Annotated in this window: 28 protein-coding genes; 19 read left to right on the top strand and 9 right to left on the bottom strand. The window is 56.8% G+C overall.

From position 1 onward, the window contains the following. Positions 1-25 precede the first annotated feature (25 nt). A complete protein-coding gene (gene purF / locus L2I46_RS10955; RefSeq protein WP_004180758.1) occupies positions 26-1,543 on the top strand; it encodes an amidophosphoribosyltransferase in 1,518 nt (505 codons plus the stop codon). A 137-nt stretch (positions 1,544-1,680) separates the two neighbouring features. Continuing rightward, positions 1,681-2,265 carry a UbiX family flavin prenyltransferase gene (locus tag L2I46_RS10950; RefSeq protein WP_023290522.1) on the top strand — a complete coding sequence of 195 codons (585 nt, stop codon included), beginning with the start codon at positions 1,681-1,683 and terminating at the stop codon, positions 2,263-2,265. A gap of 65 nt (positions 2,266-2,330) precedes the next feature. On the opposite strand, the gene L2I46_RS10945 is transcribed toward L2I46_RS10950, so the two are convergent. After that, positions 2,331-2,492, bottom strand: a complete 162-nt coding sequence (locus L2I46_RS10945) for a hypothetical protein (protein WP_032424512.1) — start codon at positions 2,490-2,492, stop codon at positions 2,331-2,333. 40 nt (positions 2,493-2,532) lie between these two features. Between L2I46_RS10945 and argT the strand changes: the two genes are divergently transcribed. The 5 genes from argT to hisP all read left to right on the top strand — a co-directional run bounded on the left by argT (position 2,533) and on the right by hisP (position 6,612). After that, positions 2,533-3,315, top strand: a complete 783-nt coding sequence (gene argT, locus L2I46_RS10940) for a lysine/arginine/ornithine ABC transporter substrate-binding protein ArgT (protein ID WP_048336249.1) — start codon at positions 2,533-2,535, stop codon at positions 3,313-3,315. Positions 3,316-3,582: 267 nt separating this feature from the next. After that, on the top strand, positions 3,583-4,365 hold the full coding sequence (gene hisJ / locus L2I46_RS10935; RefSeq protein WP_002913209.1) for a histidine ABC transporter substrate-binding protein HisJ: 783 nt from the start codon (positions 3,583-3,585) through the stop codon (positions 4,363-4,365). Positions 4,366-4,431: 66 nt separating this feature from the next. After that, on the top strand, positions 4,432-5,118 hold the full coding sequence (locus L2I46_RS10930) for a histidine ABC transporter permease HisQ (RefSeq protein WP_023290521.1): 687 nt from the start codon (positions 4,432-4,434) through the stop codon (positions 5,116-5,118). Then, positions 5,115-5,831 carry a histidine ABC transporter permease HisM gene (gene hisM, locus L2I46_RS10925; RefSeq protein WP_085551273.1) on the top strand — a complete coding sequence of 239 codons (717 nt, stop codon included), beginning with the start codon at positions 5,115-5,117 and terminating at the stop codon, positions 5,829-5,831. The genes L2I46_RS10930 and hisM overlap by 4 nt, the downstream gene beginning before the upstream one ends. A gap of 7 nt (positions 5,832-5,838) precedes the next feature. Further along, on the top strand, positions 5,839-6,612 hold the full coding sequence (hisP, locus tag L2I46_RS10920) for a histidine ABC transporter ATP-binding protein HisP (protein WP_002913206.1): 774 nt from the start codon (positions 5,839-5,841) through the stop codon (positions 6,610-6,612). Positions 6,613-6,617: 5 nt separating this feature from the next. On the opposite strand, the gene L2I46_RS10915 is transcribed toward hisP, so the two are convergent. Further along, positions 6,618-7,145, bottom strand: coding sequence for a GNAT family N-acetyltransferase (locus L2I46_RS10915; protein ID WP_023290520.1), 528 nt, complete (start codon positions 7,143-7,145; stop codon positions 6,618-6,620). A gap of 128 nt (positions 7,146-7,273) precedes the next feature. Here L2I46_RS10915 and L2I46_RS10910 point away from each other — a divergent pair, with 128 nt between their 5' ends. After that, positions 7,274-7,381, top strand: coding sequence for a hypothetical protein (locus L2I46_RS10910; RefSeq protein ID WP_032429195.1), 108 nt, complete (start codon positions 7,274-7,276; stop codon positions 7,379-7,381). Here the strand turns inward: L2I46_RS10910 and L2I46_RS10905 are convergent. The 3 genes from L2I46_RS10905 to yfcG all read right to left on the bottom strand — a co-directional run bounded on the left by L2I46_RS10905 (position 7,361) and on the right by yfcG (position 9,330). Then, entirely contained in the window at positions 7,361-8,254 is an 894-nt protein-coding gene (locus L2I46_RS10905) for a TIGR01777 family oxidoreductase (RefSeq protein WP_017899519.1), read from the bottom strand. The two genes, L2I46_RS10910 and L2I46_RS10905, sit on opposite strands and share 21 nt — an antisense overlap. 18 nt (positions 8,255-8,272) lie before the next feature. Then, complete coding sequence (gene folX / locus L2I46_RS10900; protein ID WP_002913200.1) at positions 8,273-8,635, bottom strand: dihydroneopterin triphosphate 2'-epimerase; 363 nt, start codon at positions 8,633-8,635, stop codon at positions 8,273-8,275. 65 nt (positions 8,636-8,700) lie between these two features. Next, entirely contained in the window at positions 8,701-9,330 is a 630-nt protein-coding gene (gene yfcG / locus L2I46_RS10895; protein WP_023290519.1) for a GSH-dependent disulfide bond oxidoreductase, read from the bottom strand. Positions 9,331-9,510: 180 nt separating this feature from the next. On the opposite strand from yfcG, the gene yfcF reads away from it, so the two are divergent. From yfcF to yfcD, 3 genes are read left to right on the top strand one after another with little or no spacing between them, the layout of a single operon-like run. Continuing rightward, the gene (yfcF, locus tag L2I46_RS10890; protein ID WP_032453600.1) at positions 9,511-10,155 is read left to right on the top strand and encodes a glutathione transferase; all 645 of its coding nucleotides are present in this window, start codon (positions 9,511-9,513) and stop codon (positions 10,153-10,155) included. A gap of 56 nt (positions 10,156-10,211) precedes the next feature. After that, positions 10,212-10,763 carry a phosphodiesterase gene (yfcE, locus tag L2I46_RS10885; RefSeq protein WP_023290517.1) on the top strand — a complete coding sequence of 184 codons (552 nt, stop codon included), beginning with the start codon at positions 10,212-10,214 and terminating at the stop codon, positions 10,761-10,763. A gap of 57 nt (positions 10,764-10,820) precedes the next feature. After that, positions 10,821-11,372 (top strand): NUDIX hydrolase YfcD, encoded by a 552-nt coding sequence (gene yfcD, locus L2I46_RS10880; protein WP_002913197.1) that lies wholly within the window; start codon positions 10,821-10,823, stop codon positions 11,370-11,372. A 90-nt stretch (positions 11,373-11,462) separates the two neighbouring features. On the opposite strand, the gene pta is transcribed toward yfcD, so the two are convergent. Next, positions 11,463-13,610, bottom strand: a complete 2,148-nt coding sequence (pta, locus tag L2I46_RS10875; RefSeq protein ID WP_032453599.1) for a phosphate acetyltransferase — start codon at positions 13,608-13,610, stop codon at positions 11,463-11,465. A gap of 199 nt (positions 13,611-13,809) precedes the next feature. Then, positions 13,810-15,012, bottom strand: coding sequence for an acetate kinase (ackA, locus tag L2I46_RS10870; protein ID WP_008803940.1), 1,203 nt, complete (start codon positions 15,010-15,012; stop codon positions 13,810-13,812). A 338-nt stretch (positions 15,013-15,350) separates the two neighbouring features. Here ackA and yfbV point away from each other — a divergent pair, with 338 nt between their 5' ends. The 4 genes from yfbV (at position 15,351) to L2I46_RS10850 (ending at position 18,968) form a co-directional block, all read left to right on the top strand. Then, complete coding sequence (gene yfbV, locus L2I46_RS10865; protein ID WP_002913194.1) at positions 15,351-15,806, top strand: terminus macrodomain insulation protein YfbV; 456 nt, start codon at positions 15,351-15,353, stop codon at positions 15,804-15,806. 87 nt (positions 15,807-15,893) lie between these two features. Beyond that, positions 15,894-16,388, top strand: coding sequence for a YfbU family protein (locus tag L2I46_RS10860; protein WP_023290515.1), 495 nt, complete (start codon positions 15,894-15,896; stop codon positions 16,386-16,388). A gap of 11 nt (positions 16,389-16,399) precedes the next feature. Then, the gene (locus L2I46_RS10855) at positions 16,400-17,059 is read left to right on the top strand and encodes a sugar phosphatase (RefSeq protein ID WP_023290514.1); all 660 of its coding nucleotides are present in this window, start codon (positions 16,400-16,402) and stop codon (positions 17,057-17,059) included. A 76-nt stretch (positions 17,060-17,135) separates the two neighbouring features. Beyond that, positions 17,136-18,968 carry an SLC13 family permease gene (locus L2I46_RS10850; RefSeq protein ID WP_044524269.1) on the top strand — a complete coding sequence of 611 codons (1,833 nt, stop codon included), beginning with the start codon at positions 17,136-17,138 and terminating at the stop codon, positions 18,966-18,968. 45 nt (positions 18,969-19,013) lie between these two features. Here L2I46_RS10850 and yfbR read toward each other — a convergent pair whose 3' ends face one another. After that, entirely contained in the window at positions 19,014-19,613 is a 600-nt protein-coding gene (yfbR, locus tag L2I46_RS10845) for a 5'-deoxynucleotidase (protein ID WP_002913188.1), read from the bottom strand. A gap of 81 nt (positions 19,614-19,694) precedes the next feature. Beyond that, positions 19,695-20,912, bottom strand: a complete 1,218-nt coding sequence (gene alaA, locus L2I46_RS10840) for an alanine transaminase AlaA (protein WP_004201748.1) — start codon at positions 20,910-20,912, stop codon at positions 19,695-19,697. 877 nt (positions 20,913-21,789) lie between these two features. Between alaA and L2I46_RS10835 the strand changes: the two genes are divergently transcribed. From L2I46_RS10835 to nuoC, 4 genes are all read left to right on the top strand, one after another. Next, positions 21,790-22,716 carry a LysR family transcriptional regulator gene (locus L2I46_RS10835; protein ID WP_086075473.1) on the top strand — a complete coding sequence of 309 codons (927 nt, stop codon included), beginning with the start codon at positions 21,790-21,792 and terminating at the stop codon, positions 22,714-22,716. Positions 22,717-23,366: 650 nt separating this feature from the next. After that, positions 23,367-23,813: an NADH-quinone oxidoreductase subunit NuoA gene (gene nuoA / locus L2I46_RS10830; protein WP_002913181.1), complete on the top strand. Its 447-nt coding sequence runs from the start codon at positions 23,367-23,369 to the stop codon at positions 23,811-23,813. Positions 23,814-23,828: 15 nt separating this feature from the next. After that, a complete protein-coding gene (nuoB, locus tag L2I46_RS10825; protein ID WP_002913178.1) occupies positions 23,829-24,503 on the top strand; it encodes an NADH-quinone oxidoreductase subunit NuoB in 675 nt (224 codons plus the stop codon). Between the two features lie 87 nt (positions 24,504-24,590). Then, positions 24,591-26,399 carry an NADH-quinone oxidoreductase subunit C/D gene (gene nuoC, locus L2I46_RS10820; protein ID WP_004201746.1) on the top strand — a complete coding sequence of 603 codons (1,809 nt, stop codon included), beginning with the start codon at positions 24,591-24,593 and terminating at the stop codon, positions 26,397-26,399. Positions 26,400-26,401 lie beyond the last annotated feature (2 nt).

The following is a 26,401-nucleotide window of genomic DNA, read 5'->3' as shown; positions in this document are numbered from 1 at the left end:
TCGTTGCTGAACGAGGAAAAGACGTATGTGCGGTATTGTCGGTATCGCCGGTGTTATGCCGGTTAACCAGTCGATTTATGATGCGCTAACGGTGCTCCAGCACCGTGGACAGGATGCCGCTGGCATCATCACCATTGATGCCAACAACTGCTTCCGGTTGCGTAAGGCTAACGGGCTGGTAAGCGACGTATTCGAAGCCCGCCATATGCAGCGTATGCAGGGCAATATGGGGATTGGCCACGTGCGTTACCCCACGGCGGGCAGCTCCAGCGCCTCCGAAGCGCAGCCGTTTTACGTCAACTCGCCGTATGGCATCACGTTGGCGCATAACGGCAACCTGACCAACGCCCATGAGCTGCGTAAAAAGCTGTTTGAAGAAAAACGCCGCCATATCAATACCACCTCAGATTCCGAAATCCTCCTCAATATTTTCGCCAGTGAGCTGGATAACTTCCGTCACTACCCACTGGAAGCGGACAACATCTTTGCCGCGATTGCGGCGACCAACCGCCTGATCCGCGGCGCGTACGCTTGCGTGGCGATGATCATCGGTCATGGCATGGTGGCCTTCCGCGACCCGAACGGCATTCGTCCGCTGGTGCTGGGCAAACGTGACGTAGGCGATGGCCGCACCGAGTATATGGTGGCCTCGGAAAGCGTGGCGCTTGACACCCTTGGCTTTGAATTCCTGCGCGATGTGGCGCCGGGCGAAGCGGTTTATATTACCGAGAAGGGCCAGCTGTTTACCCGTCAGTGCGCCGATAACCCGGTCAGCAACCCGTGCCTGTTCGAGTATGTCTATTTTGCCCGTCCGGACTCGTTTATCGACAAAATTTCCGTCTACAGCGCCCGCGTCAATATGGGGACCAAGCTTGGCGAAAAGATTGCCCGCGAGTGGGAAGATCTGGATATTGACGTCGTTATCCCGATTCCGGAGACCTCCTGCGATATCGCGCTGGAGATCGCCCGCATCCTTGACAAGCCTTATCGTCAGGGCTTCGTGAAGAACCGCTATGTCGGCCGCACATTTATCATGCCGGGTCAGCAGCTGCGTCGTAAGTCTGTGCGCCGCAAGCTCAACGCCAACCGTGCGGAGTTCCGCGATAAGAACGTGCTGCTGGTGGACGATTCCATTGTCCGCGGCACCACCTCGGAGCAGATCATCGAGATGGCGCGCGAAGCAGGGGCGAAAAAAGTGTATCTGGCCTCAGCCGCGCCGGAAATTCGTTTCCCGAACGTGTACGGTATCGATATGCCGACCGCCAACGAACTCATCGCCCATGGCCGCGAAGTGGATGAGATCCGCCAGATCATCGGCGCCGATGGCCTGATTTTCCAGGATCTCAACGATCTGATCGAAGCGGTGCGCGCGGAAAATCCGGATATTCAGCAGTTTGAATGCTCAGTGTTCAACGGCGTATACGTCACCCGGGATGTCGACCAGCAGTACCTCGATTACCTCGATTCCCTGCGTAACGATGATGCCAAAGCGGTCCAGCTGCAGAACGAAGTCGAAAACCTCGAGATGCACAACGAGGGTTAAGCCGTTCGCGCGTCGCGGGCCCGCCGTTTCTGATGGACGGCGGGCCTTTTTTTCGCCCGGCAACCGTGCGTCAATGGTTGCGCCAACGGCTATAATCCGGCAAAGTCTGCGGCACGACGCGCAAGGGGTAACTGAACGTGAAACGACTGATTATTGGCATTTCCGGCGCCAGCGGCGCCATCTATGGCGTGCGGATGCTGCAGGTGCTACGGGATGTGCCGGATATTGAAACCCATTTGATCCTCAGCCAGGCGGCGCGCCAGACGCTGGCGATGGAGACCGACTTTACCGTGCGTGAAGTACAGGCGCTGGCTGATGTGGTGCATGATGCCCGCGACATCGCCGCCAGCATCTCCTCCGGCTCGTTTAAAACCGCCGGGATGGTGATTTTACCCTGCTCAATGAAAACGCTCTCGGGTATTGTCCATAGCTACACGGATGGTCTGCTGACGCGGGCGGCGGATGTGGTGCTGAAGGAGCGTCGTCCGCTTGTGCTCTGCGTGCGGGAGACCCCGTTCCATCTTGGCCATCTGCGCCTGCTGGTGCAGGCCGCGGAGCTGGGGGCAGTGATTATGCCGCCGGTGCCGGCCTTCTACCATCGGCCGCAAAGCCTGGATGATGTTATCAACCAGACCGTCAACCGGGTGCTCGATCAGTTCGACATTAGCCTGGAACAAGACTTGTTTACTCGCTGGCAAGGGGCCCAGGATTGCACCAAATAGGTGCGTGAAATGTACGCTTGCGCTGCGGTGGTGCAAATTTGTCGCCCCGATCAAATCCTCGACATTTATTTCGTCTTTTTGCGCTCAGGCGCTGCGGTTTCGCCAGTAATGCTGGTATCTTCCCTTTTAAGACAATCCTGCAACTTTATTTTAACAAATTTAACCCTGTTCCCGGCACGCACCGGGAAGATGGCACAAAAACTGCAGGATTGCTCGGCAATCACCATAACAAGCAACGCACCACATCACGACACTTAAGGGTACTGTATGAAGAAGACGATTCTGGCTCTCTCTTTACTCGTGGGAATGAGCAGCACGGCCAGCGTGTTCGCTGCTCTGCCGCAGAGCATTCGCATTGGCACTGACGCGACCTATGCGCCGTTTTCGTCGAAAGACGCGAAAGGGGACTTTGTTGGCTTTGATATCGATTTAGGCAATGAACTGTGCTCCCGTATTAAGGTGAAATGTACCTGGGTCGGCAGTGATTTTGACTCCCTGATCCCCTCCCTCAAGGCGAAGAAAATTGACGCCATCATCTCCTCGCTCTCCATCACCGAGAAGCGCCAGCAAGAGATCGCCTTCTCTGACAAGCTTTATGCCGCCGACTCCCGTCTGATCGCGGCCAAAGGCTCGCCGATCCAGCCGACGCTGGAGGCGCTGAAAGGTAAACACGTCGGCGTGCTGCAGGGCTCCACGCAGGAAGCCTATGCTAACGATCGCTGGCGCAGCCAGGGCGTTGACGTGGTGGCCTATCAAAACCAGGACCTGATCTATTCCGACCTCTCCGCGGGTCGTCTGGATGCGGCGCTGCAGGATGAAGTCGCCGCCAGCGAAGGCTTCCTCAAACAGCCCGCCGGGAAAGATTTCGCCTTCGCCGGTCCGTCGGTTAAAGACAAAAAGTACTTTGGCGACGGCACCGGTATCGGCCTGCGTAAGGACGACGTCGAGCTGAAAGCCGCGTTTGATAAAGCGCTGGGCGAGATGCGCAAAGACGGCACCTACGACAAAATGGCGAAGAAATACTTCGATTTTAACGTCTACGGCGACTAAGACTGCCGCAGGCCCGCGCTATCGGGTGGGCCTGCCGCCATGCTCGTGTAAAAGCCCCGAAAAGGTGCATCGCCAGACGCTGTGGATCATTTTAGTGCAAAGGCGGCCGCTTTTGTGGCTAAAAAATGCATAGTTAAGCGTTTGTGATGCAAAAAAATGGCCTTTCTGGTGCATAAATCTTTGCCCTCAAGGGGCGAATAATGGCACGATAACTGGTGTTAATAGTTCTAATAAACCCGTTAGAATGACAGTCTGTCGAGGATAGTTATGAAAAAACTGGCGTTGTCTCTCTCTTTAGCGCTGGCCCTTTCCAGCGTTTCCACGGTCTTTGCCGCTATTCCGCAAAAAATTCGTATCGGTACCGATCCGACTTATGCTCCCTTCGAATCGAAGAATGCGCAGGGGGAATTGGTGGGTTTTGATATCGATCTGGCAAAAGAGCTGTGTAAGCGTATTAATACCCAATGTACCTTTGTGGAAAACCCGCTGGATGCGCTGATCCCCTCTTTAAAAGCGAAGAAAATCGACGCGATTATGTCTTCGCTGTCGATTACCGAAAAGCGTCAGCAGGAAATCGCTTTCACCGACAAACTGTATGCGGCTGATTCGCGTCTGGTGGTGAAAAAGGGCAGCCCCGTGACGCCGGACCTCGCCACCCTGAAGGGGAAGCGCGTGGGCGTGCTGCAGGGCACGACGCAGGAAACTTATGGTAATGAGCACTGGGCGCCGAAAGGTATCGAGATTGTCTCCTATCAGGGACAGGACAATATCTATTCCGACCTGACCGCCGGCCGTATTGATGCCGCTTTCCAGGATGAGGTCGCGGCCAGCGAAGGGTTCCTGAAACAGCCTATCGGTAAAGATTACCAGTTTGGCGGTCCGTCGATTAAAGACGAAAAGCTGTTCGGCGTCGGCACCGGTATGGGGCTGCGTAAGGAAGACAACGAACTGCGTGAAGCGCTGAATAAGGCGTTTGCAGAGATGCGTAAGGACGGCACCTACGACAAGCTGGCGAAAAAATATTTCGATTTTAACGTATACGGCGAATAATTCTCACGCCTCACCACTGCGCGTCCGATTCACGCGCAGTGGTGGATGACAGACAGGGTAGGCAGCATGCTGTATGGGTTTTCACAGGTTATTTTGCAGGGTGCGCTCGTCACCCTGGAGCTTGCGCTCAGCTCGGTCGTTCTCGCCGTCCTGATCGGGCTGGCGGGCGCGGGCGCAAAGCTATCGAGCAACCGTCCTCTGGCGCTGGTGTTTGAAGGCTATACCACACTGATCCGCGGCGTCCCCGACCTGGTGCTGATGCTGTTGATTTTCTACGGCCTGCAAATTGCGCTCAACAGCGTCACCGACGCGTTGGGCATGTCGCAGTTTGATATTGACCCGATGATCGCCGGGATAATTACCCTTGGCTTTATCTATGGCGCCTATTTTACGGAAACCTTCCGCGGCGCCTACCTGGCGGTGCCGAAGGGGCATATCGAAGCGGCCACCGCCTTTGGCTTCAGCGGCGGGCAGACGTTCCGGCGCATCCTGTTCCCGGCGATGATGCGCTACGCGTTGCCGGGGATCGGCAACAACTGGCAGGTTATCCTCAAGGCGACGGCGCTGGTCTCGCTGCTGGGGCTGGAGGATGTGGTCAAAGCCACGCAGCTGGCGGGCAAAAGCACCTGGCAGCCGTTCTACTTCGCCATCGTCTGCGGCCTGATTTATCTGGTGTTTACCACCCTGTCTAATGGCGTACTGCTGCTGCTCGAACGCCGCTATACCGTTGGCGTGAAGAGGGCTGACCTGTGATTGAAATTATTCAGGAGTACTGGAAATCACTGCTGTGGACCGACGGGTATCGCTTTACCGGCGTGGCGATTACCTTATGGTTGCTGATCTCTTCGGTGGTCATGGGGGGCATCCTGGCGGTCTTTCTGGCAATCGGCCGCGTTTCGAGCAATAAGTACATCCAGTTTCCCATCTGGCTGTTTACTTACATATTTCGCGGCACGCCGCTGTATGTGCAGCTATTGGTCTTTTACTCCGGCATGTACACCCTGGAAATCGTCAAAGGCACTGAACTGCTGAACGCCTTTTTCCGCAGCGGGTTAAACTGTACGGTGCTGGCGCTGACCCTGAACACCTGCGCCTATACCACCGAAATTTTCGCCGGCGCGATCCGCTCGGTACCGGCGGGCGAAATTGAAGCGGCGCGGGCCTACGGCTTCTCTTCGGTCAAACTGTACCGCTGCATCATCCTGCCTTCCGCGCTGCGGATTGCGCTGCCGGCCTACAGTAACGAAGTGATCCTGATGCTGCACTCAACGGCGCTGGCGTTTACCGCCACGGTGCCGGATCTGCTGAAAATCGCCCGCGATATCAACTCGGCCACCTATCAGCCGTTCACCGCCTTCGGTATCGCCGCGGTGCTCTATTTAATTATCTCGTATGTGCTGATTAGCTTGTTCCGCAAAGCGGAAAAGCGCTGGTTGCAGCATATCAAACCTTCTTCAACGCATTGAGAACGCCATGTCCGACAATAAATTAAACGTTATCGATCTGCATAAACGCTATGGGGAACACGAGGTGCTGAAGGGCGTCTCGCTGCAGGCGAAAGCCGGGGACGTTATCAGTATCATCGGTTCATCGGGCTCCGGGAAAAGTACCTTTTTGCGTTGTATTAACTTCCTTGAAAAACCGAGCGAAGGCACGATCGTCGTCAGCGGCCAGAATATTGGCCTGGTACGGGATAAAGATGGCCAGCTGAAGGTAGCCGACAAGAACCAGCTGCGCCTGCTGCGCACCCGGTTGACCATGGTGTTTCAGCATTTCAATCTGTGGAGCCATATGACGGTGCTGGAGAACGTCATGGAGGCGCCGATTCAGGTGCTGGGCTTAAGCAAACAGGAAGCGCGCGAACGGGCGGTAAAATACCTGGCCAAGGTCGGGATAGACGAACGTCAGCAGGCGAAATACCCGGTGCATCTTTCCGGCGGCCAGCAGCAGCGTGTCTCTATTGCCCGAGCGCTGGCGATGGAGCCGGAGGTGCTGCTGTTTGATGAGCCGACCTCCGCGCTGGATCCGGAGCTGGTGGGCGAAGTGTTACGCATTATGCAGCAGCTGGCGGAAGAGGGGAAAACCATGGTGGTGGTGACCCACGAAATGGGCTTTGCCCGCCACGTCTCTTCGCATGTCATTTTCCTGCATCAGGGAAAAATTGAAGAAGAAGGGCATCCGGACGCGCTGTTCGGCGCGCCGAAAAGCCCGCGCCTGCAGCAGTTTCTGAAAGGTTCGCTGAAATAAACGGCTCACCCGGCGTCCGCGGGCGCCGGGTGGGATCCACGCTCCAGCCGGTAGATCCAGTCATCGTAATCGACGCCGTTCAGATGATAGGCTTTCTCCAGCACCTGCGTGCGTACAAAGCCCTGCTTCTCCAGCAGGCGCGATGAGCCACGATTCTCTGCCAAAACCCAGGCATTGATAGCCCGCACCCCCAGCGTACTGAAACCATAATCGCAGATCGCCCGCAGCGCTTCGCTGGCATACCCTTTTCCCTGAGCCTCGGGCAGCAGCGCATAGCCGACGTCGGCCTCGTGCGGATTTTTAGGGCTGACGCGAAGCCCAATATCGCCCAGCGCATCGCCGCGCTGATTACGCAGAACATACACGCCGGGATCGGCGCAGCGACTGGCGAACACGCTGCGCAACGCCTCCTCGCTTAACATTTCGCCCATAAAACGCATCACCTGCGGATCCTGGCGCAGGCGCAGAAAAAAGGGCCAGTCATCGGTAACAAAGCGGGTAAGCGAAAGGCGAGGCGTGGTGATGGTCGTCATAAAGCAGTCAATACAAAGAAGGAAAGGCCTACCTTAGCACTTTACTCCGCCTGTTAACACCGGCGAACCGGCCCGCTGGCGATGAACTCAGGCGCTTCAGGGCGCGGGTTGTCCGGGATAGGGCGACGCTGCAGCGCCAGGCTGAGACCATCCTGGCGTGGGGCATTAGCCAGCAGAATGGAATCAGGGGAGCCAATGCTCCCCCGTGTCAGCCATTAACTCAGCACATCCTTTAGCGCTTCGTCGAGATCGTACCAGCGGAAGGCGAAGCCGGCGGCTTCCAGCCGCTTAGGCAGCGCGCGCTGACCGCCGAGCACCAGGACGGCCGATTCGCCCATCAGCAGGCGGATGGCGGCGGCGGGGACGCGGAAAATCGCCGGTCGATTGAGCGCATGACCCAGCGCGTGGGCGAACTGCTCGTTATGCACGGGATAGGGCGAAACCATATTGAACGGGCCGCGCAGATCGTTATCCAGCAGCCACAGAATGCCGTTAACCATATCGTCGATATGGATCCAGGCCAGGTACTGTCTGCCGCTGCCGATAGGCCCGCCGAGGCCGAGCTTAAAGGCTGGGGTCATTTTGCCGAGAATACCGCCCCGCGGCGCCAGTACCACGCCGGTGCGCAGCAGACAGACGCGAGTGCGCTCGCTTTGCGCTTCGCAGGCAATTTGCTCCCAGCGGGCGCAGAGCTTATGGGTAAACTCATTGTGCGGCGGCTCTTCTTCGGTCACCACCACTTCGCCGAGGTCGCCGTAATAGCCGGTGGCTGACCCGCTGATCAGCACGGAGGGAGGGGTGTCGCTGGCGTGGATCAGGCCCACCAACCGCTGAGTGAGATCCCAGCGACTATGGCATAAGCGCTGTTTCTGTTCGGCGGTCCAGCGTTTATCGGCGATGGGTTCGCCCGCCAGATTGATGACGGCATCGATGTCATTGAGGTGGTGATGGCCCTCGAAATCGCGCCACAGCGTGACGCGCGGATCGAGACGGGCGCGGGCGGTATCCGGATGCCGGGTGGAGACCGTGACGCTATGCCCGAGCTCCAGCAATCTGGGTATCAGATGTCGGCCAATCAGGCCGGTACCACCAGTAAGCAGGATCTTCATACCACCTCCCTGACATGGTTAGCGCCGCCAGCTCATGGTCATGGATACTGAGTCGGCATAGCGCAGCGCGTGAAGTTTATCGATCTCCACTTCAGCATATGTGACCCAGTGATGTTCGCATGCGATATTCAGCACATCCTGAGTTAATTTTTCCAGCAGTGAAAAACGACCATTCTCAAGATGGCTGATGATGCGTTTGGTAATGGTGCGGTAGTTCAACGCATCATTAATGTCCTCGCTGTCGCGCGCTTTATCGGCAGGGTAGTGAATGGCCACATTCACCACCACGTCCTGGCGGTTGGCGATCTCTTCCTCTTTAATACCAATAAAAGTACGCAGGCGCAGGTTCTTAATACGAATAATGGCGTCTGGTTGAGACATTGCAGGCTTCCTCCGTGGTGTAAGTCCTGCAATCATACAACAAAGCGCGACGGGCGAGCAGGGGGTTAATAAGACTGAATTTTTAGCATCGCTTCCACCGTCGCCGGCCGCTGCTTAATGCGCTCATACCAGTTATGCACCGCCGGATAGTTCGCCAGATCGATCCGCTGGCGGACATGGCAGTTCACCCAGGGCCAGGCGGCGATGTCGGCGATGCTGTAGTGGTCCCCGCCCAGCCACGGGCTGGATCCCAGGCGGTGATTCAGTACCCCGTAGAGTCGCTGGGTTTCCACCTGAAAACGCTCAATCGCGTAGGGCACGGTTTGCGGCGCTGAGTGGGAAAAATGCTGATTTTGCCCCAGCATCGGTCCCAGGCCGCCGACCTGCCAGAACAGCCACTGCAGGGTGGTATAGCGCGCCCGCAGCTCGCCGCTCAGCAGCTTGCCGCTTTTTTCCGCCAGATAGAGCAGAATGGCGCCGGACTCAAAGACGCTCAACGGCGCGCCGCCGTCGGCAGGCATGTGGTCGACGATAGCCGGAATTTTGTTATTCGGCGAAATCGCCAGAAACTGCGGATGAAACTGCTCCCCTTTACCGATATCGACCCGGATTAGCCGATAGGCCAGCTGCGCCTCTTCGAGAAAGAGGGTGATTTTGTGGCCGTTTGGGGTGGGCGCATAGTAGAGATCGATCATAATATTTCCCGCCGTCGTGGGTCGCAAACTGATCGAGTATAGGTGAAGCTGCGCGACCCGGGAGAAAATCCGCGAGCGGTGCCTCGGTCTTTCGCCAGCCACGCAGCGGGCGAGCAGTGACATCGCCTGTAAGACAGGCTATGTTGGTTTATTGCCCTGTCTACCAACCCTGAGGAAGCTATGAGCCAGCCTGTGATTACCCTGTGGTCCGATGCCGATTTTTTCTCACCGTACGTGATGTCTGTCTATGTCGCGCTGCAGGAAAAGAGCCTGCCTTTTAGCCTTAAAACCATCGACCTGAACCGCGGCGAACATCTGCAGGCCGGCTGGACGGGCTATGCCGCCACCCGTCGCGTACCGCTGCTGGAGGTTGACGATTTCGCGTTAAGCGAGTCTTCGGCGATTACCGAATATCTGGATGAACGTTTCGCGCCGCCTGAGTGGGAGCGCCTTTATCCACACGATCTGCAAAAGCGGGCCCGCGCCCGGCAGATCCAGGCCTGGCTGCGCAGCGATCTGGTGCCCATTCGTGAAGAGCGATCCACCGCCGTGGTGTTTGGTGGAGTGAAAATGCCGGCGCTCAGCGAGGCAGGCAAGCGGTCGGCGGAAAAACTGTTTGCCACCGCGACCACACTGCTGGCCCACGGCGGGCAAAATTTATTCGGCGAATGGTCTATTGCCGACGCCGACCTGGCGCTGATGCTCAATCGTCTGGTTCTCAATGGCGATGAGGTGCCGGAGGCGCTGGCGGATTATGCGGCGTTCCAGTGGCAGCGGGCCTCAATCCAGCGTTACGTGGCGCTTTCCGCCAAACGCGGAGGCTGATAACCCGCTGCGCTTCCGCTATCATAGAGGCATCGTAACCAGTGGAGATGGAACCTATGAAGCTGATGTTTGCCTCCGATATTCATGGTTCGCTGCCCGCCACGGAACGCGTGCTTGAACGTTTCGCGCAAAGTGGTGCCAGGTGGCTGATCATCCTCGGCGATGTGCTTAATCACGGACCGCGCAACGCGTTGCCGGAAGGCTATGCGCCGGCGGAGGTGGCCGAGCGGCTGAACAGCGTGGCGGAGCGCATCATTGCCGTCCGCGGTAACTGCGACAGCGAAGTGGATCAAATGCTGCTTCGTTTTCCCATGACCGCACCCTGGCAGCAGGTGCTTGGCGAAGGCTATCGCCTGTTTCTGACCCATGGTCATCTGTATAGCCCGGACAATTTGCCGCCACTTGCCGCTGGCGATGTCCTGGCGTATGGCCATACTCATATTCCGGTTGCTGAAAAACGCGGGGCGATCTCTCTGTTTAATCCAGGCTCAGTGAGTATCCCGAAAGGGGGATATTCCGCCAGCTATGGGCTACTGGATGAGGGGCGTCTGCAGGTTTTAGCACTCAATGATAATCAGGTTATTGCAGAGGTCGCAATTTACCCGTAATTTAGCCCTCAATCATAAAGACGCGCCGCAAGAGCGCTTTTAAAGTAAGGTTTCCTGATGGCGGAACAGAATCATTTGGCAAGCACAGAATGGGTCGATATTGTTAATGAAAACAATGAGGTGATAGCACAGTCCAGCCGCGAGCAGATGCGCGCGCAGTGCCTGCGCCACCGGGCGACCTATATCGTCGTTCACGACGGAATGGGGAAAATTCTGGTGCAGCGACGCACCGAGACAAAAGACTTTCATCCGGGCATGCTGGATGCCACCGCCGGCGGCGTCGTGCAGGCTGATGAGCAATTGCTGGAGTCGGCCCGCCGCGAGGCGGAAGAGGAGTTAGGCATCGCCGGGGTGCCGTTCGCCGATCACGGCCAGTTCTACTACGAAGATAAATTCTGCCGCGTCTGGGGAAGCCTGTTCAGCTGCGTTTCCCACGGGCCGTTTGCCCTGCAGGAAGAAGAGGTAAGCGAGGTGTGCTGGTTAACGCCGGAAGAGATCACCGCCCGCTGCGATGAGTTCACGCCCGACTCCCTGAAAGCGCTGGCGCTGTGGATGACCCGCAACGCCGGTAACGAGTATGATGACGCGGAAGAGAGCGAGCGCGAATAATCGCGCGAACGCGTGGCAGCAAACGCTGTTCGCCTCCTGACAAAAAAAGGCAGCCATCTGGCTGCCTTTTGCTTTTCTCTCAGCGAGCGATTACTTCTGCTGCTGAGCTGACTGGATCGCGGTCAGTGCGATGGTGTAGACGATATCGTCTACCAGCGCGCCACGAGACAGGTCGTTGACCGGCTTGCGCATACCCTGCAGCATCGGCCCGATGGAGATCAGGTCGGCAGAGCGTTGTACCGCTTTGTAAGTGGTGTTACCGGTGTTCAGATCCGGGAAGATGAACACGGTCGCGCGGCCAGCTACCGGCGAGTTCGGCGCTTTGGATTTCGCGACGTCAGCCATCACCGCGGCGTCATACTGCAGCGGACCGTCGATCATCAGATCAGGACGTTTTTCCTGCGCCAGGCGGGTCGCTTCGCGGACTTTTTCTACATCGCTACCCGCGCCGGAAGTACCGGTGGAGTAGGAGAGCATCGCCACGCGCGGTTCGATGCCGAAGGCAATCGCGGAGTCTGCAGACTGAATCGCGATTTCCGCCAGCTGCTCTGCGGTCGGATCCGGGTTGATCGCGCAGTCGCCGTAAACGTAAACCTGTTCCGGCAGCAGCATGAAGAACACCGAAGAGACCAGCGAGCTGCCCGGTGCGGTTTTGATCAGCTGCAGCGGCGGACGAATGGTGTTGGCGGTGGTGTGTACCGCGCCGGACACCAGGCCGTCGACTTCGTCTTGTTCCAGCATCAGGGTGCCGAGAACCACGTTATCTTCCAGCTGCTCGCGGGCGACCGCTTCGGTCATGCCCTTGCTCTTACGCAGTTCGACCAGGCGAGCCACGTAGCTTTCGCGTACCACTTCCGGGTCGACGATTTCGATACCGGCGCCCAGCTCAACGCCCTGCGCTGCCGCAACGCGGTTGATCTCATCCGGGTTACCCAGCAGCACACAGGTGGCGATCCCGCGTTCGGCGCAGATAGCGGCGGCTTTCACGGTACGCGGCTCGTCGCCTTCCGGCAGAACCACGCGTTTGCCGGCTTTACGCGCCAGCTCGGTCAGCTGGTAGCGGAAGGCTGGCGGGGAGAGACGACGGCTGCGCTCGGAGGTCGCGGTCAGCGATTCGATCCAGTCGGCGTTGATGTAGTTGGCGACGTATTCCTGAACTTTCTCAATGCGCTCGTGATCGTCAACCGGTACTTCGAGGTTGAAGCTCTGCAGGCTCAGGGAGGTCTGCCAGGTGTTGGTGTTGACCATGAATACCGGCAGGCCGGTGGCGAAGGCGCGTTCGCACAGCTTGCTGATGCGCGCGTCCATTTCATAGCCGCCGGTCAGCAGGATGGCGCCGATTTCCACGCCGTTCATCGCTGCCAGGCAGGCGGCAACCAGCACGTCAGGACGATCTGCGGAGGTCACCAGCAGCGAGCCCGCGCGGAAGTGCTCCAGCATGTGCGGGATGCTGCGCGCGCAGAAGGTCACGGATTTGACGCGGCGAGTGTTGATGTCGCCTTCGTTGATGATGGTCGCATTCAGGTGATGGGCCATGTCGATCGCGCGGGTGGCGATCAGATCGAAGCTCCACGGTACGGCGCCCAGCACCGGCAGCGCGCTGCCGTTTTGCAGCTGAGCCGGGTCGATCTTCACGACTTTCGCTTTGGATGAGTCGTCGAAGATTTCTGACAGGTCAGGACGGGTACGGCCCTGCTCGTCGACCGGCGCATTCAGTTTGTTGATGATAACGCCGGTGATGCTGGTGTTTTTCGCGCCGCCAAAGCTGTTGCGGGTCAGTTCAATACGCTCGTTCAGCTGTTCTGGCGTATCGGTGCCCTGCGACATCACGAAGACGATTTCCGCGTTCAGGGTTTTGGCGATTTCAAAGTTCAGCGCCTGGGCGAACTGATGCTTACGGGTCGGCACCAGGCCTTCCACCAGTACCACTTCCGCGTCCTGAGTGTTCGCGTGGTAGTTGGCGATGATCTCTTCCATCAGCACATCTTTCTGATTGCTGGAGAGCAGAGACTCAACGTGGTTCATCTTCAGCGGTTCAGCAGCGGTGGTGGTGGAGGAGCTGGCGCGAACGATGGTGGTGGTCTGGTCCGGGGCATCGCCGCCGGAGCGCGGCTGGGCGATAGGTTTAAAGACGCTCAGACGAACGCCTTTGCGTTCCATAGCGCGGATCACACCGAGGCTGACGCTGGTCAGGCCTACGCTGGTACCGGTAGGAATTAACATGATAGTACGGGACACGGTATATCCTCTTTCGTTACCGCCAGTATCAGGCGGGATACAAAACAGCACCACCAGCGACCCGTCATACTCCACGTTGCACGTGCGTTGGCTCTACTTGCTCACCCCGGTCGCGTACGCGCTGTACGCGCCGGGGATCTGCTGTGTCGCCGCCTTCCTGCAGCTCGAAGTATTGCGGGTCAGGGCTGGCGGTGTGGAATTATGCGGTCAGACGGCTGGCGTCTTGCGCGATGACCAGCTCTTCGTTGGTCGGGATAACCACGGCAGGACGGGTGCCTTCTTTGTTGATGAAGCCAGACTTGCCGAAGCGGGCAGCCAGGTTACGCTCATGGTCAACTTCAAAGCCCAGTACGCCCAGTTTGCCCAGCGACAGCTCACGCACCATCGCGGCGTTTTCACCGATGCCACCGGTGAAGATCACGGCGTCGAGACGGCCGTCCATCAGCGCAGTGTAGGAACCGATGTATTTCGCCAGGCGGTGGCAGTAGACGTCCATCGCGCGTTTAGCGTCGGCTTTTTCCTGGTAGTTGTCTTCCACGTAGCGGCAGTCGCTGGTGACTTCGGTCAGGCCCAGCAGGCCGGACTCTTTGGTCAGCATTTTGTTGATGGCGTCAACGCTCATGCCCAGGGTGTCGTGCAGATGGAAGATGATGGCCGGATCGATATCGCCGGAGCGGGTACCCATCACCAGGCCTTCCAGCGGGGTCAGACCCATGGAGGTGTCAACGCACTTGCCGTTACGAATAGCGGAAACCGAACCACCGTTGCCGAGGTGGCAGGTGATGATGTTCAGCTCTTCAACCGGCTTGTTCAGGATCTTAGCGGCTTCCTGAGTCACGTAGAAGTGGCTGGTGCCGTGCGCGCCGTAACGACGAACGCCGTGCTCTTTGTACAGGCTGTACGGCAGGGCGTAGAGATAGGATTCTTCCGGCATGGTCTGGTGGAACGCCGTATCGAATACTGCCACGTTTTTGTCTTTCAGGTGCGGGAAGGATTTCAGCGCTTCAGCGATGCCGATCAGGTGTGCCGGGTTGTGCAGCGGGGCGAAGGACGCGGCGTCTTTAATGCCCTGAATCACGGACTCGTCGATGACTACGGAGCTGGTGTATTTTTCGCCGCCGTGGACGATACGGTGGCCGATTGCGGTCAGCTGAGCAGACAGTTCTGGTTTTTGTGCCAGAATAGTGTTAACGATAAAGTTCAGTGCTTCGCTGTGCGCGGCGCCCGCGCCTAATTCGGCTTCTTGTTTGCCGCCGTCAATTTTCCATTTGATACGGGCTTCCGGCAGGTGGAAGCATTCCGCTAAACCGGACAGGTATTCGTCGCCGTTCACGGCGTCAAGGATAGCAAATTTCAGAGAGGAGCTACCGCAGTTCAGAACCAGTACTAACTTACTCGACATGGAAGTACCTTTTTATGATACGTGGCTAAAAAAACGTCAGTGTGTCATTAGCGTAGCGCAGGATGACCTCGACATTTATGATTAACATCATGCCTTGTTCTGTTTTCAGGCACGATGAGATAAGTACATTTGATTTTATGCCATTTTGCATAATTTTCAGCCAATGGCAGAATATGCGATAATTTGACTAGCCTGGCAAAAGAGTCTATCCGCCCTTTCAGGCGGGCACAGGATACCTGATTGCGGCATCCTTTGCCAAAATCTTTTGAACGATGTCATGCATAGTTGGTGTTTTGCACGAATTTTTTAAGTTTTATATGTAAAGTTGAGGTAAAGCCATGTCGACCCCTGAGAAACGCCCCGTTAGCTTCTTTAGCTTGTTCAACCGCGGGCAGCACTACGCCAAGACCTGGCCTCTCGACAAGCGCCTCGCGCCGGTATTTATTGAAAACCGCATCATTCGTGCCACCCGCTACGCCATCCGCATCATGCCGCCGATCGCCATTTTCACCCTCTGCTGGCAGATAGCGCTGGGCGGCCAGCTGGGTCCCGCCGTGGCCACCGCGCTGTTTGCATTGAGCCTGCCGATGCAGGGGTTATGGTGGTTGGGTAAACGTTCAGTGACGCCGCTGCCGCCTTCCATTCTTAACTGGTTCTACGAAGTACGCGGCAAACTGCAGGAGGCGGGGCAGGCGCTGGCGCCTGTCGAAGGCAAGCCCGATTATCAGGCGCTGGCTGACACGCTTAAGCGCGCCTTCAAACAACTCGATAAAACTTTCCTTGATGATTTGTAATTCACTACGGAAAACGCATATAAAAGAAGGCGCATGATTTATGCGCCTTCTTTATTTCACGCCCTACCGTGCTACAGGAGTCACAACATGGAAATGACCAATGCGCAGCGTCTGATTTTATCCAATCAGTACAAAATGATGACGATGCTCGACCCGGACAATGCGGAGCGCTATCGTCGTCTGCAAACCATCATTGAGCGTGGGTATGGGCTGCAGATGCGTGAACTGGACCGCGAGTTCGGCCAGTTGACGGAAGAAACCTGCCGTACCGTTATCGACATCATGGAGATGTACCACGCGCTACACGTCTCCTGGACCAACCTGAAAGACGCGGAGGGTATCGACGAGCGCCGAGTCACCTTCCTCGGCTTTGATGCCGCCACCGAAGCGCGTTTTCTCGGCTACGTGCGCTTTATGGTCAATGTTGAAGGCCGTTACAGCCACTTTGACGCCGGCACCCATGGCTTTAACTCGCAGACCCCGATGTGGGAGAAATATCAGCGGATGCTGAGCGTCTGGCACGCCTGCCCGCGCCAGTATCATCTGAGCAGTAACGAAATTAACCAAATCATCAATGCCTGAGGGAGGTGCCCGTGCAGTGTAAAGGTTTCCTGTTCGATTTAGACGGGACGCTGGTGGATTCCTTGCCGGTGGTGGAGCGTTCATGGTGCAAGTGGGGGGATCGTTTCGCCATCGACCATGATGAAATTCTCAGTTTTATTCACGGCAAGCAGGCCATTACCTCCATTCGCCATTTTATGCCGGGTCGCAGCGAGGAGGATATCCAGGCCGAATTCCGTTATCTCGAGCAGATGGAAGCCACTGATATCGAAGGCATCGTCGCCCTGCCGGGGGCGTTAGCCCTGCTGAATTCGCTCAATGAGGCTGGGATCCCGTGGGCGATTGTCACCTCCGGCTCGATTCCGGTTGCGCACGCGCGTCACCGCGCGGCGGGCCTGCCGATGCCGGAGGTGTTTGTCACCGCTGAGCAAGTGAAGCACGGCAAGCCGGCGCCGGACGCCTATCTGCTGGGCGCCGAGCGGTTGGGGCTGCCTGCCGGGGAGTGCGCGGTGGTGGAAGATGCGCCGGCGGGGCTGCTCTCCGGGCTGACGGCAGGCTGTCGCACCATCGCGGTCAAGGTGCCTGCCGATGCCCCCCGTCTGGATGAAGCCGACCTCGTGCTGAGCAGCCTGGAAGATCTGCTGGTTGAACGCCAGGCCGACGGCGTGGTGAATGTGCGTCTTAAAGCGTAAACCCATGATTTCGCCCCGCGTCGTCGGGGCTTTTTTATGCCACTATGTCGACTCCCACTTGTGACAAGGAAACGTTGTGAACGGTGAATTGATTTGGGTTTTATCCCTCCTGGCCATCGCGGTTGTGCTGTTTGCTACCGGCAAGGTGCGCATGGATGCTATCGCCCTGATGGTCATTGTCGCCTTTGTCCTCAGCGGCACGCTGACGCTGACCGAAGCTTTTTCCGGGTTCAGCGATCCTAACGTGATCCTGATTGCCGCCCTGTTTATTATCGGCGACGGCCTCGTGCGTACCGGGGTAGCCACCAAGATGGGCGCCTGGCTGGTGAGCGTAGCAGGCAACAGCGAAACCAAAATGCTGATCTACCTGATGCTCACTGTCGCCGGGCTGGGCGCGTTTATGAGCTCCACCGGCGTGGTCGCCATTTTCATTCCGGTGGTCCTTAGCGTCTCGGCGCGGATGAATACCTCCCCCTCGCGGCTGATGATGCCGCTGAGCTTCGCCGGGCTTATCAGCGGGATGATGACCCTGGTGGCGACGCCGCCCAACCTGGTGGTCAACAGCGAACTGCTGCGCGAAGGGCTGCACGGCTTCAGTTTTTTCAGCGTCACCCCGATTGGCCTGGTGGTGCTGATCCTGGGCATCGTCTATATGCTGGCGGTGCGCTTTATGCTGAAGACGGATAATGGCGAATCCGCGCGCGATGGACGAAAAAGAAGCACCTTCCGCGATTTGATTCGCGAATATCACCTCACCGGCCGCGCCCGCCGACTGGCGATCCGACCCGGTTCGCCGATGATCGGTCAGCGGCTGGATGATTTAAAGCTGCGTGAGCGCTACTGTGCCAACGTTATCGGCGTTGAGCGCTGGCGGCGGTTCCGTCGGGTGATTGTTAACGTCAACGGGGTATCGGAATTTCGCGCCCGCGACGTCCTGCTGATCGATATGTCCGCCTCCGATGTCGACCTGCGCCAGTTCTGCGGCGAGCAAATGCTCGAGCCGATGGTGCTGCGCGGCGAGTATTTTGCCGATCAGGCGCTGGATGTGGGGATGGCGGAGGTGGCGCTGATCCCGGATTCAGAGATGATAGGCAAAACGGTGCGTGAGATAGCCTTCCGCACCCGGTTTGGTCTCAATATCGTCGGCATGAAGCGCGATGGCAAAGCGATGGATGGTTCCGTGGTCGATGAGCCGCTGCAGCTCGGCGATATCCTGCTGGTGGTCGGCAACTGGCGGCAAATTGCCCTGCTGGCGAAGCGCGGTCGGGATTTCGTGGTGCTCAATATGCCGGTTGAGGTCGATGACGCTTCGCCGGCCCACAGCCAGGCTCCGCACGCGATTTTCTGTCTGGTGCTGATGGTGGCCCTGATGCTGACGGATGAAATCCCCAACCCCATCGCCGCGATCATCGCCTGTCTGCTGATGGGCAAATTCCGCTGCATCAACGCCGAAAGCGCCTACAAGGCGATCCACTGGCCGAGCATTATTCTGATTGTCGGGATGATGCCATTTGCCCTGGCCTTGCAGAAAACCGGTGGGGTGGATCTGGTGGTCAAGGGACTGATGGACGTTGCCGGAGGCGAGGGGCCTTATCTGATGCTCGGCTGCCTGTTTGTGATGTGCGCGGCGATAGGCCTGTTTATCTCTAACACGGCCACCGCAGTGCTGATGGCGCCTATTGCCTTAGCGGCGGCGAAGTCGATGGGCGTGTCGCCCTATCCCTTTGCCATGGTGGTGGCGATGGCGGCTTCGGCGGCGTTTATGACCCCGGTCTCCTCGCCGGTCAACACCCTGGTGCTTGGCCCGGGTAAGTATTCCTTCAGCGACTTTGTAAAGATTGGCGTGCCCTTTACCGTGCTGGTAATGGTGGTCTGCGTCCTGCTGATCCCGGTGCTCTTCCCGTTTTAAGGTATGCAGGCCGGGTAGGGGGCGACCGCGGCCCGGCCTGAAAAATTACAGCGGCGAATCCTGGCTGATTTCATCCAGCGACAGCTGGAAGCTCGGGACAAACACCTGCATAAAGTAATCCATCTCCGCGCTGCGCCGCGACGCCAGCGTTTTTTCCAGACGGCCTTTGGCCAGCAGAAATTCGTTGTTGCCCGCCGACAGCTCTTCGAGGCATTTCAGGTAGGCGCAGAGGGCGTCAGCCTGTTTGACGATCGACTGCTCTTCCTCACTGTAGTGATGCTCGTCAATCAGCGGTTCGAAAATATCGCGCAGCTCGTCAGGCACCATATCCACCAGCTTCTGCTGGGCGATTTTCTCAATCGCCTTATATTCCTGGGCAATCTGCGAATTGAAATATTTCACCGGAGTAGGGAGATCGCCAGTTAAGACTTCCGAGGCGTCATGGTACATCGCTAACAAGGCGATACGCTCGGCGTTGACCTGGCCGCCGAATTTGCGGTTTTTGATCGCCGCCAGCGCGTGGGCGACCATCGCCACCTGCAGGCTGTGCTCGGAGACATTTTCAGTGCGCACGTTGCGCATCAGCGGCCAGCGGTTAATCAGTTTCAGACGGGAGAGGTGGGCAAAGAAATGACTCTGACTCATAGGAACCCTTAATCAGTGACAACATCGGGTTCCATTGTGCGCAGGGATCGCCGCCGGATGCAAATGCCGGCGGCGGCACGATTACAGCTGATGGTAGCCGGAGAGGAAGCGGCCAAAGCGGGAGATCGCCATCTCCAGGTCGTCTTCGCGAGGCAGGGTCACAATGCGTACGTGATCCGGCCACGGCCAGTTAAAGGCAGTACCCTGCACCAGCAGCACTTTCTCCTGCAGCAGGAAATCGAGCACCATTTTCTGGTCATCGTGAATATTGAAGCGTTTGGCGTCGATTTTCGGGAACATGTACAGCGCGCCTTTTGGCTTCATGCAGGAGACGCCCGGAATATCGTTGATCAACTCCCAGGCGCGGTTGCGTTGTTCATACAGACGCCCGCCGGGAATGATGAATTCGCTGATACTCTGGTAGCCGCCCAGCGCCGTCTGGATAGCATGCTGGGCCGGCACGTTGGCGCACAGGCGCATCGACGCCAGCATTTCCAGTCCTTCGATATAGCCTTTCGCGTGTTTTTTCGGGCCATTCAGCACCATCCAGCCCTGACGGAAGCCGGCGACGCGGTAAGTTTTCGACAGTCCGTTGAAGGTCACCGTCAGCAGATCGGGCGCCAGAGCGGCGATCGAGTGATGCTGGGCTTCGTCGTAGAGGATCTTGTCGTAGATCTCATCGGCGAAAATAATCAGGTTGTGCTGGCGGGCGATCTCCACGATCTCCTGCAGCAGCTCTTTGGAATAGACCGCGCCGGTGGGGTTGTTGGGGTTGATGATCACGATCCCGCGGGTGCGAGGCGTAATTTTAGCGCGGATATCGTCAAGATCCGGGAACCAGTCAGAGGATTCGTCACACAGATAGTGCACCGCTTTACCGCTGGAAAGGGACACCGCCGCCGTCCACAGCGGGTAGTCCGGGGCGGGAACCAGCATCTCATCGCCGCTGTTTAACAGCGCCTGCATCGCCTGGACAATCAGTTCGGACACGCCGTTGCCGATGTAAATATCTTCCACGGTGACATCGCGCATTCCCCGCGCCTGGTAATGCTGCATGATGGCTTTACGCGCCGAGTACAATCCTTTCGAATCGCAGTAACCCTGGGCGGTAGGCAGATTGCGGATGACGTCGACGAGGATCTCGTCAGGGGCTTCGAAGCCGAAGGGCGCCGGGTTGCCGATGTTCAGTTTCAGAACCTTATTGCCTTCTTCTTCAAGACGTTTCGCTTCTTTCAGAACCGGGCCGCGGATGTCATAACAGACGTTCTCTAACTTGCTGGATTTTTCGATGGGGGACATGAATCTTGACCTTTTAGCTGTTATCGCCACTCCCTGCCGTGGAAGTCAGCACGGAACAATGTACTCCGCCTCCCCGCTGTTTTGAAGGCTTTGCAGGAGAAGATTTTGTTAACGCAGGATTTTAAGCGTAATTGATTTATCTGCTGCTTGCTGATTTTTCCTGTGGTTTATGCCTTTTCATGGCATTTTTTCGGTCGTCTATGTTGAGGTAGTGCCTTTTTTACCATCATTTATCTGGTTTGTTTGTCGGGTAAACGGGGGGGCTGAAGAATGGATGGCCGCAAAAAAACGCTATCCTTAATGTAATAGCGGTTGATTTGTAATCTTGATGTTAAGTAATTTTAATAAAAAACTGTGCGCAAGCGCATTATTATTATTTTTGACAGGTAATAATCTGAGGTTTGTTAATTTATATAAAATGTTGAAAAAAATTTAAAATTAACTCAGTTAATCCTTATTAAGGCTTATAAAAAGGATGGGAATCGGTTAGAATATCGCCGTTAATATCAGTGGTAGTCGGTATGATTTACGGCTGAATTGGTATCTAATATATTGTTATTACAGAATTTTATTGTTCGTTTTTCGCCAAAAAAGACGTCCGGCGAAAGAGAGGCTTTCTCACCACCACTGTGCGATTTCCCGGGGCGACGTATGACGCCTTGCTGGCCGTGGTAATTAATAATAATGAGGAATACGAACAATATATTACTCCGGTGTTCTGCGCATTTGCTCAGATGAGTACTTTGGCATGTAATAACGTTCGTCCAGTTGTTTATCCGCCATCTGACGGTGAGCACAAGGCTCAGGGAATAGCCGGAAACCTGGCGTAAAGCATCAACAAGGCAGGTCAGCGTTAGCCACCTGTAAGTGAAGAAAGATGATTAATACAACACGTCCGATACTCAACCTCGATCTCGATCTGCTGCGCACCTTTGTAGCCGTCGCTGATTTGAACACCTTCGCCGCCGCCGCCGCCGCAGTGTGCCGTACCCAGTCCGCGGTCAGCCAGCAAATGCAACGCCTGGAGCAGCTGGTTGGCAAGGAGCTTTTCGCTCGTCACGGACGCAATAAACTGCTGACCGAGCAGGGCATCCAGCTGCTGGGCTATGCCCGCAAAATCCTGCGCTTTAACGATGAAGCCTGCATGTCGCTGATGTATGGCAGTCTGCAGGGGGGACTGACCATCGGCGCGTCGGAAGAAACCGCTGATACTATCCTGCCGTTTCTGTTAAACCGCATCGGCTGCTTCTATCCCAGAATGACGCTGGAGATTAAAGTCCATCCCCACGCCGTCATCATGGCGATGCTGAGCGGGGGAGAGGTCGATCTGGCATTAACCACCCATCAGCTTCCCGGTTTTACCGCTTTCACGCTGAGAACGTCGCCTACCCTCTGGTACTGTGCGGCGGACTACGTGCTGGCGAAAGGGGAATCGATCCCCCTGATCCTGCTCGAAGAGCCTGGCCCGTTCCGTGAGGACATCATCGCCGCGCTGGAGGCTGCTCGCGTCTCCTGGCATCTGGCCCACGGCGCCTCGTCGCTCTCCGGGGTGAAAGCGGCAGTGAAAGCCGGGCTGGGGGTCACCGCGCGTCCGGTCGAAATGATGAGCCCGGATTTGCGCGTGGCCGGCATTAGCGATGGCCTGCCGGTCCTGCCGGATACCCGGTACGTCGTCAGCTGCAATCCGCAGACGGTGAGCGAACTACCGCAGGCGATTTTTCAGTCTCTGAGCCAGGAGAGCGATCCCTGGCGCGCGGGGCCGGTACTTACTCCGGAAGAGGGAGGAAGCACCTTCATTTTGTGAGGTTATTTTGCTAACAAAGATCACAAAAACTGGTAACAGAATGTAAGTGTCCAAAAAGAGCCTCAGGGGTGGGTTTCTCGTCTGGTGGCTCTTTTTTTTGCACTCTTATTGATGTTTTGAATCTTTTTTTTATTTCTTTGCAGAAAAATCAGCATATTGGCGTGACCGGACGCTCACCTTGTCGACTTTTTCCTGCACTTTCAACACTTCCTGCTAATGTTAAAAAACCGGATGGATTGTTGCCGATTTTCTGGGGTAATTAACAAAACCGTGTCGCAGATCAAGAAAATACCCCTCTTTGGGGGGAGGAATCGAGGCTAAATCCTGTCAAAATAGCAGGGATTTTTGATTTACGACGGAAACGGACACGATTCAACAACACTAAAACCGAACAGTATGCAAGGTTATTTCGCATAAAAGGGCATTTAATGTTAATGAAAAGATTCCAATGTAAATTAATGTTATGAAAACTTTTGTTAAAGTTGACAAAAGGTTAAAGAAAGGGGTAAAAAGCCACGGCATCTGGGCTTCTCACATCTTCCAGGGACGCTTTTTTGCACGGTTATTTTTTATTCCTCCCGTGAAACGCTGTGGCGTTCATCTGCCAGTAAGAGCAGAGGGTTTTGGCGCTACACTTTTTTGGTTAAGCAATGCGTATGTCAACATCCACTGAAGTCATCGCTCATCACTGGGCATTCGCTATATTTCTCATCATCGCTATCGGTCTGTGCTGCCTGATGCTCGTCGGCGGCTGGTACCTTGGCGGTCGCGCGCGCGCGCGAAGCAAAAACACGCCGTTTGAATCGGGGATCGACTCCGTTGGTTCGGCCCGCTTACGTCTTTCTGCGAAGTTTTATCTGGTTGCCATGTTCTTCGTGATCTTCGACGTGGAAGCCCTGTATCTCTACGCATGGTCGACCTCCATCCGCGAGAGCGGCTGGGTCGGCTTTGTGGAAGCCGCAATTTTCATTTTAGTGCTACTGGCTGGCCTGGTTTATCTCGTTCGCATCGGCGCACTGGACTGGACGCCTGCGCGTTCCCGTCGCACGCTGGTTAACCCGGAAACAGACAGTCCCACTAACCGTCATATGCAGTAAAAGCGAGGCAATAAGATGGATTATACGCTCACCCGCATAGATCCTAACGGTGAGAACGACCGTTACCCCCTGCAGAAACAGGAGATCGTTACCGACCCCCTGGAGCAGGAAGTCAACAAAAGCGTGTATATGGGGAAACTCGAACACGCGCTGCATGACATGGTGAACTGGGGCCGTAAGAACTCAATTTGGCCGTATAACTTCGGCCTTTCTTGCTGTTATGTGGAAATGGTGACGTCATTCACTGCGGTGCATGACGTTGCGCGCTTTGGGGCCGAAGTTCTGCGCGCCTCTCCGCGTCAGGCGGACCTGATGGTGGTCGCCGGAACCTGCTTCACCAAAATGGCGCCGGTGATTCAGCGTCTCTATGATCAGATGCTGGAGCCGAAGTGGGTGATTTCCATGGGCGCCTGCGCGAACTCCGGCGGCATGTACGACATCTATTCCGTCGTCCAGGGCGTGGATAAGTTTATTCCGGTCGATGTGTACATCCCGGGCTGCCCGCCGCGTCCGGAGGCCTATATGCAGGCGCTGATGCTGCTGCAGGAGTCCATTGGTAAAGAACGTCGTCCGCTCTCATGGGTGGTTGGCGATCAGGGCGTCTATCGCGCCAATATGCAGTCGGAACGCGAGCGTAAACGCGGCGAACGTATTGCAGTGACCAATCTGCGGACGCCGGACGAGATTTAATTTGCGCCTGCGGGCGGGAGAACCACTTCGCAAATCAATCTACAACAGCGCGAAGTCTCGCCCGGCAGTCACCACGGACCTTTTGCAATGGTGAACAATATGACCGATTTAACCGCGCATGACGCCGCACCAGCCTGGCAAACCCGCGATCACCTTGATGACCCGGTGATCGGCGAACTGCGCAACCGCTTTGGGCCGGATGCCTTTACCGTTCAGCCAACCCGTACCGGCGTACCGGTGGTATGGGTCAAGCGCGAGCAGCTGCTTGAGGTGGGTGATTTCCTGAAGAAATTGCCGAAGCCTTACGTGATGCTGTTTGACCTGCACGGCATGGACGAACGTCTGCGCACGCACCGCGATGGCCTGCCCGCCGCGGATTTTTCCGTTTTCTATCACCTGATTTCCATCGACCGCAACCGCGACATCATGCTCAAGGTGGCGCTGTCTGAAAACGATCTGCATCTGCCGACCTTCACCAAACTGTTCCCCAACGCCAACTGGTATGAGCGTGAAACCTGGGAAATGTTTGGTATTACCTTCGATGGCCACCCGAATCTGCGTCGCATCATGATGCCGCCGACCTGGGAAGGTCACCCGCTGCGTAAAGACTACCCGGCGCGCGCCACCGAATTCGATCCGTTTGAGCTGACCAAAGCCAAGCAGGATCTGGAGATGGAAGCGCTGACTTTCAAACCGGAAGAGTGGGGCATGAAGCGCGGCACCGACAACGAGGACTTCATGTTCCTCAACCTCGGTCCGAACCACCCCTCCGCGCACGGTGCGTTCCGCATTATTCTGCAGCTGGATGGCGAAGAGATCGTCGACTGCGTGCCGGACATCGGTTACCACCACCGCGGCGCCGAGAAGATGGGCGAGCGCCAGTCCTGGCACAGCTACATCCCGTACACCGACCGTATCGAATACCTTGGCGGCTGCGTCAACGAGATGCCGTACGTGCTGGCCGTGGAAAAACTGGCCGGGATCACCGTGCCGGATCGCGTCAACGTGATCCGCGTAATGCTCTCCGAACTGTTCCGCATCAACAGCCACCTGCTGTATATCTCTACCTTTATTCAGGACGTCGGCGCGATGACCCCGGTCTTCTTCGCCTTTACCGATCGGCAGAAAATCTACGATCTGGTGGAAGCGATCACCGGTTTCCGTATGCACCCGGCGTGGTTCCGCATCGGCGGCGTCGCGCACGATCTGCCGCGCGGCTGGGATCGTCTGCTGCGTGAGTTCCTCGAGTGGATGCCGAAGCGTCTGGACTCCTATGAAAAAGCCGCCCTGCGCAACACCATTCTGAAGGGCCGTTCCGTCGGCGTGGCAGCCTATACCGCTAAAGAGGCGCTGGAGTGGGGCACCACCGGCGCAGGCCTGCGCGCCACCGGTATCGGCTTCGACGTGCGTAAATGGCGTCCTTATTCTGGCTATGAAAACTTCGACTTCGAAGTCCCGACCGGGGGCGGCGTCTCTGACTGCTACACCCGCGTGATGCTGAAAGTCGAAGAGCTGCGCCAGAGCCTGCGCATTCTTCAGCAGTGCCTCGACAATATGCCGGAAGGGCCGTTCAAAGCGGATCACCCGCTGACAACGCCGCCGCCGAAAGAGCGCACGCTGCAGCATATCGAAACCCTGATCACCCACTTCCTGCAGGTATCGTGGGGCCCGGTCATGCCGGCCAACGAATCCTTCCAGATGATTGAGGCGACCAAGGGGATTAACAGTTACTACCTGACCAGCGACGGCAGCACCATGAGCTACCGTACCCGCGTCCGCACGCCGAGCTTTGCGCACCTGCAGCAGATCCCGTCGGCGATCCGCGGCAGCCTGGTATCCGACCTGATCGTCTATCTGGGTAGTATCGATTTTGTTATGTCAGACGTGGACCGCTAATT

Source organism: Klebsiella sp. 2019SCSN059 (assembly GCF_021739525.1).
Lineage (GTDB): Bacteria > Pseudomonadota > Gammaproteobacteria > Enterobacterales > Enterobacteriaceae > Klebsiella > Klebsiella quasipneumoniae.
The sequence above is the reverse complement of the archived record's forward strand: the minus strand, read 5'-3'. Positions and strand labels throughout refer to the sequence as shown.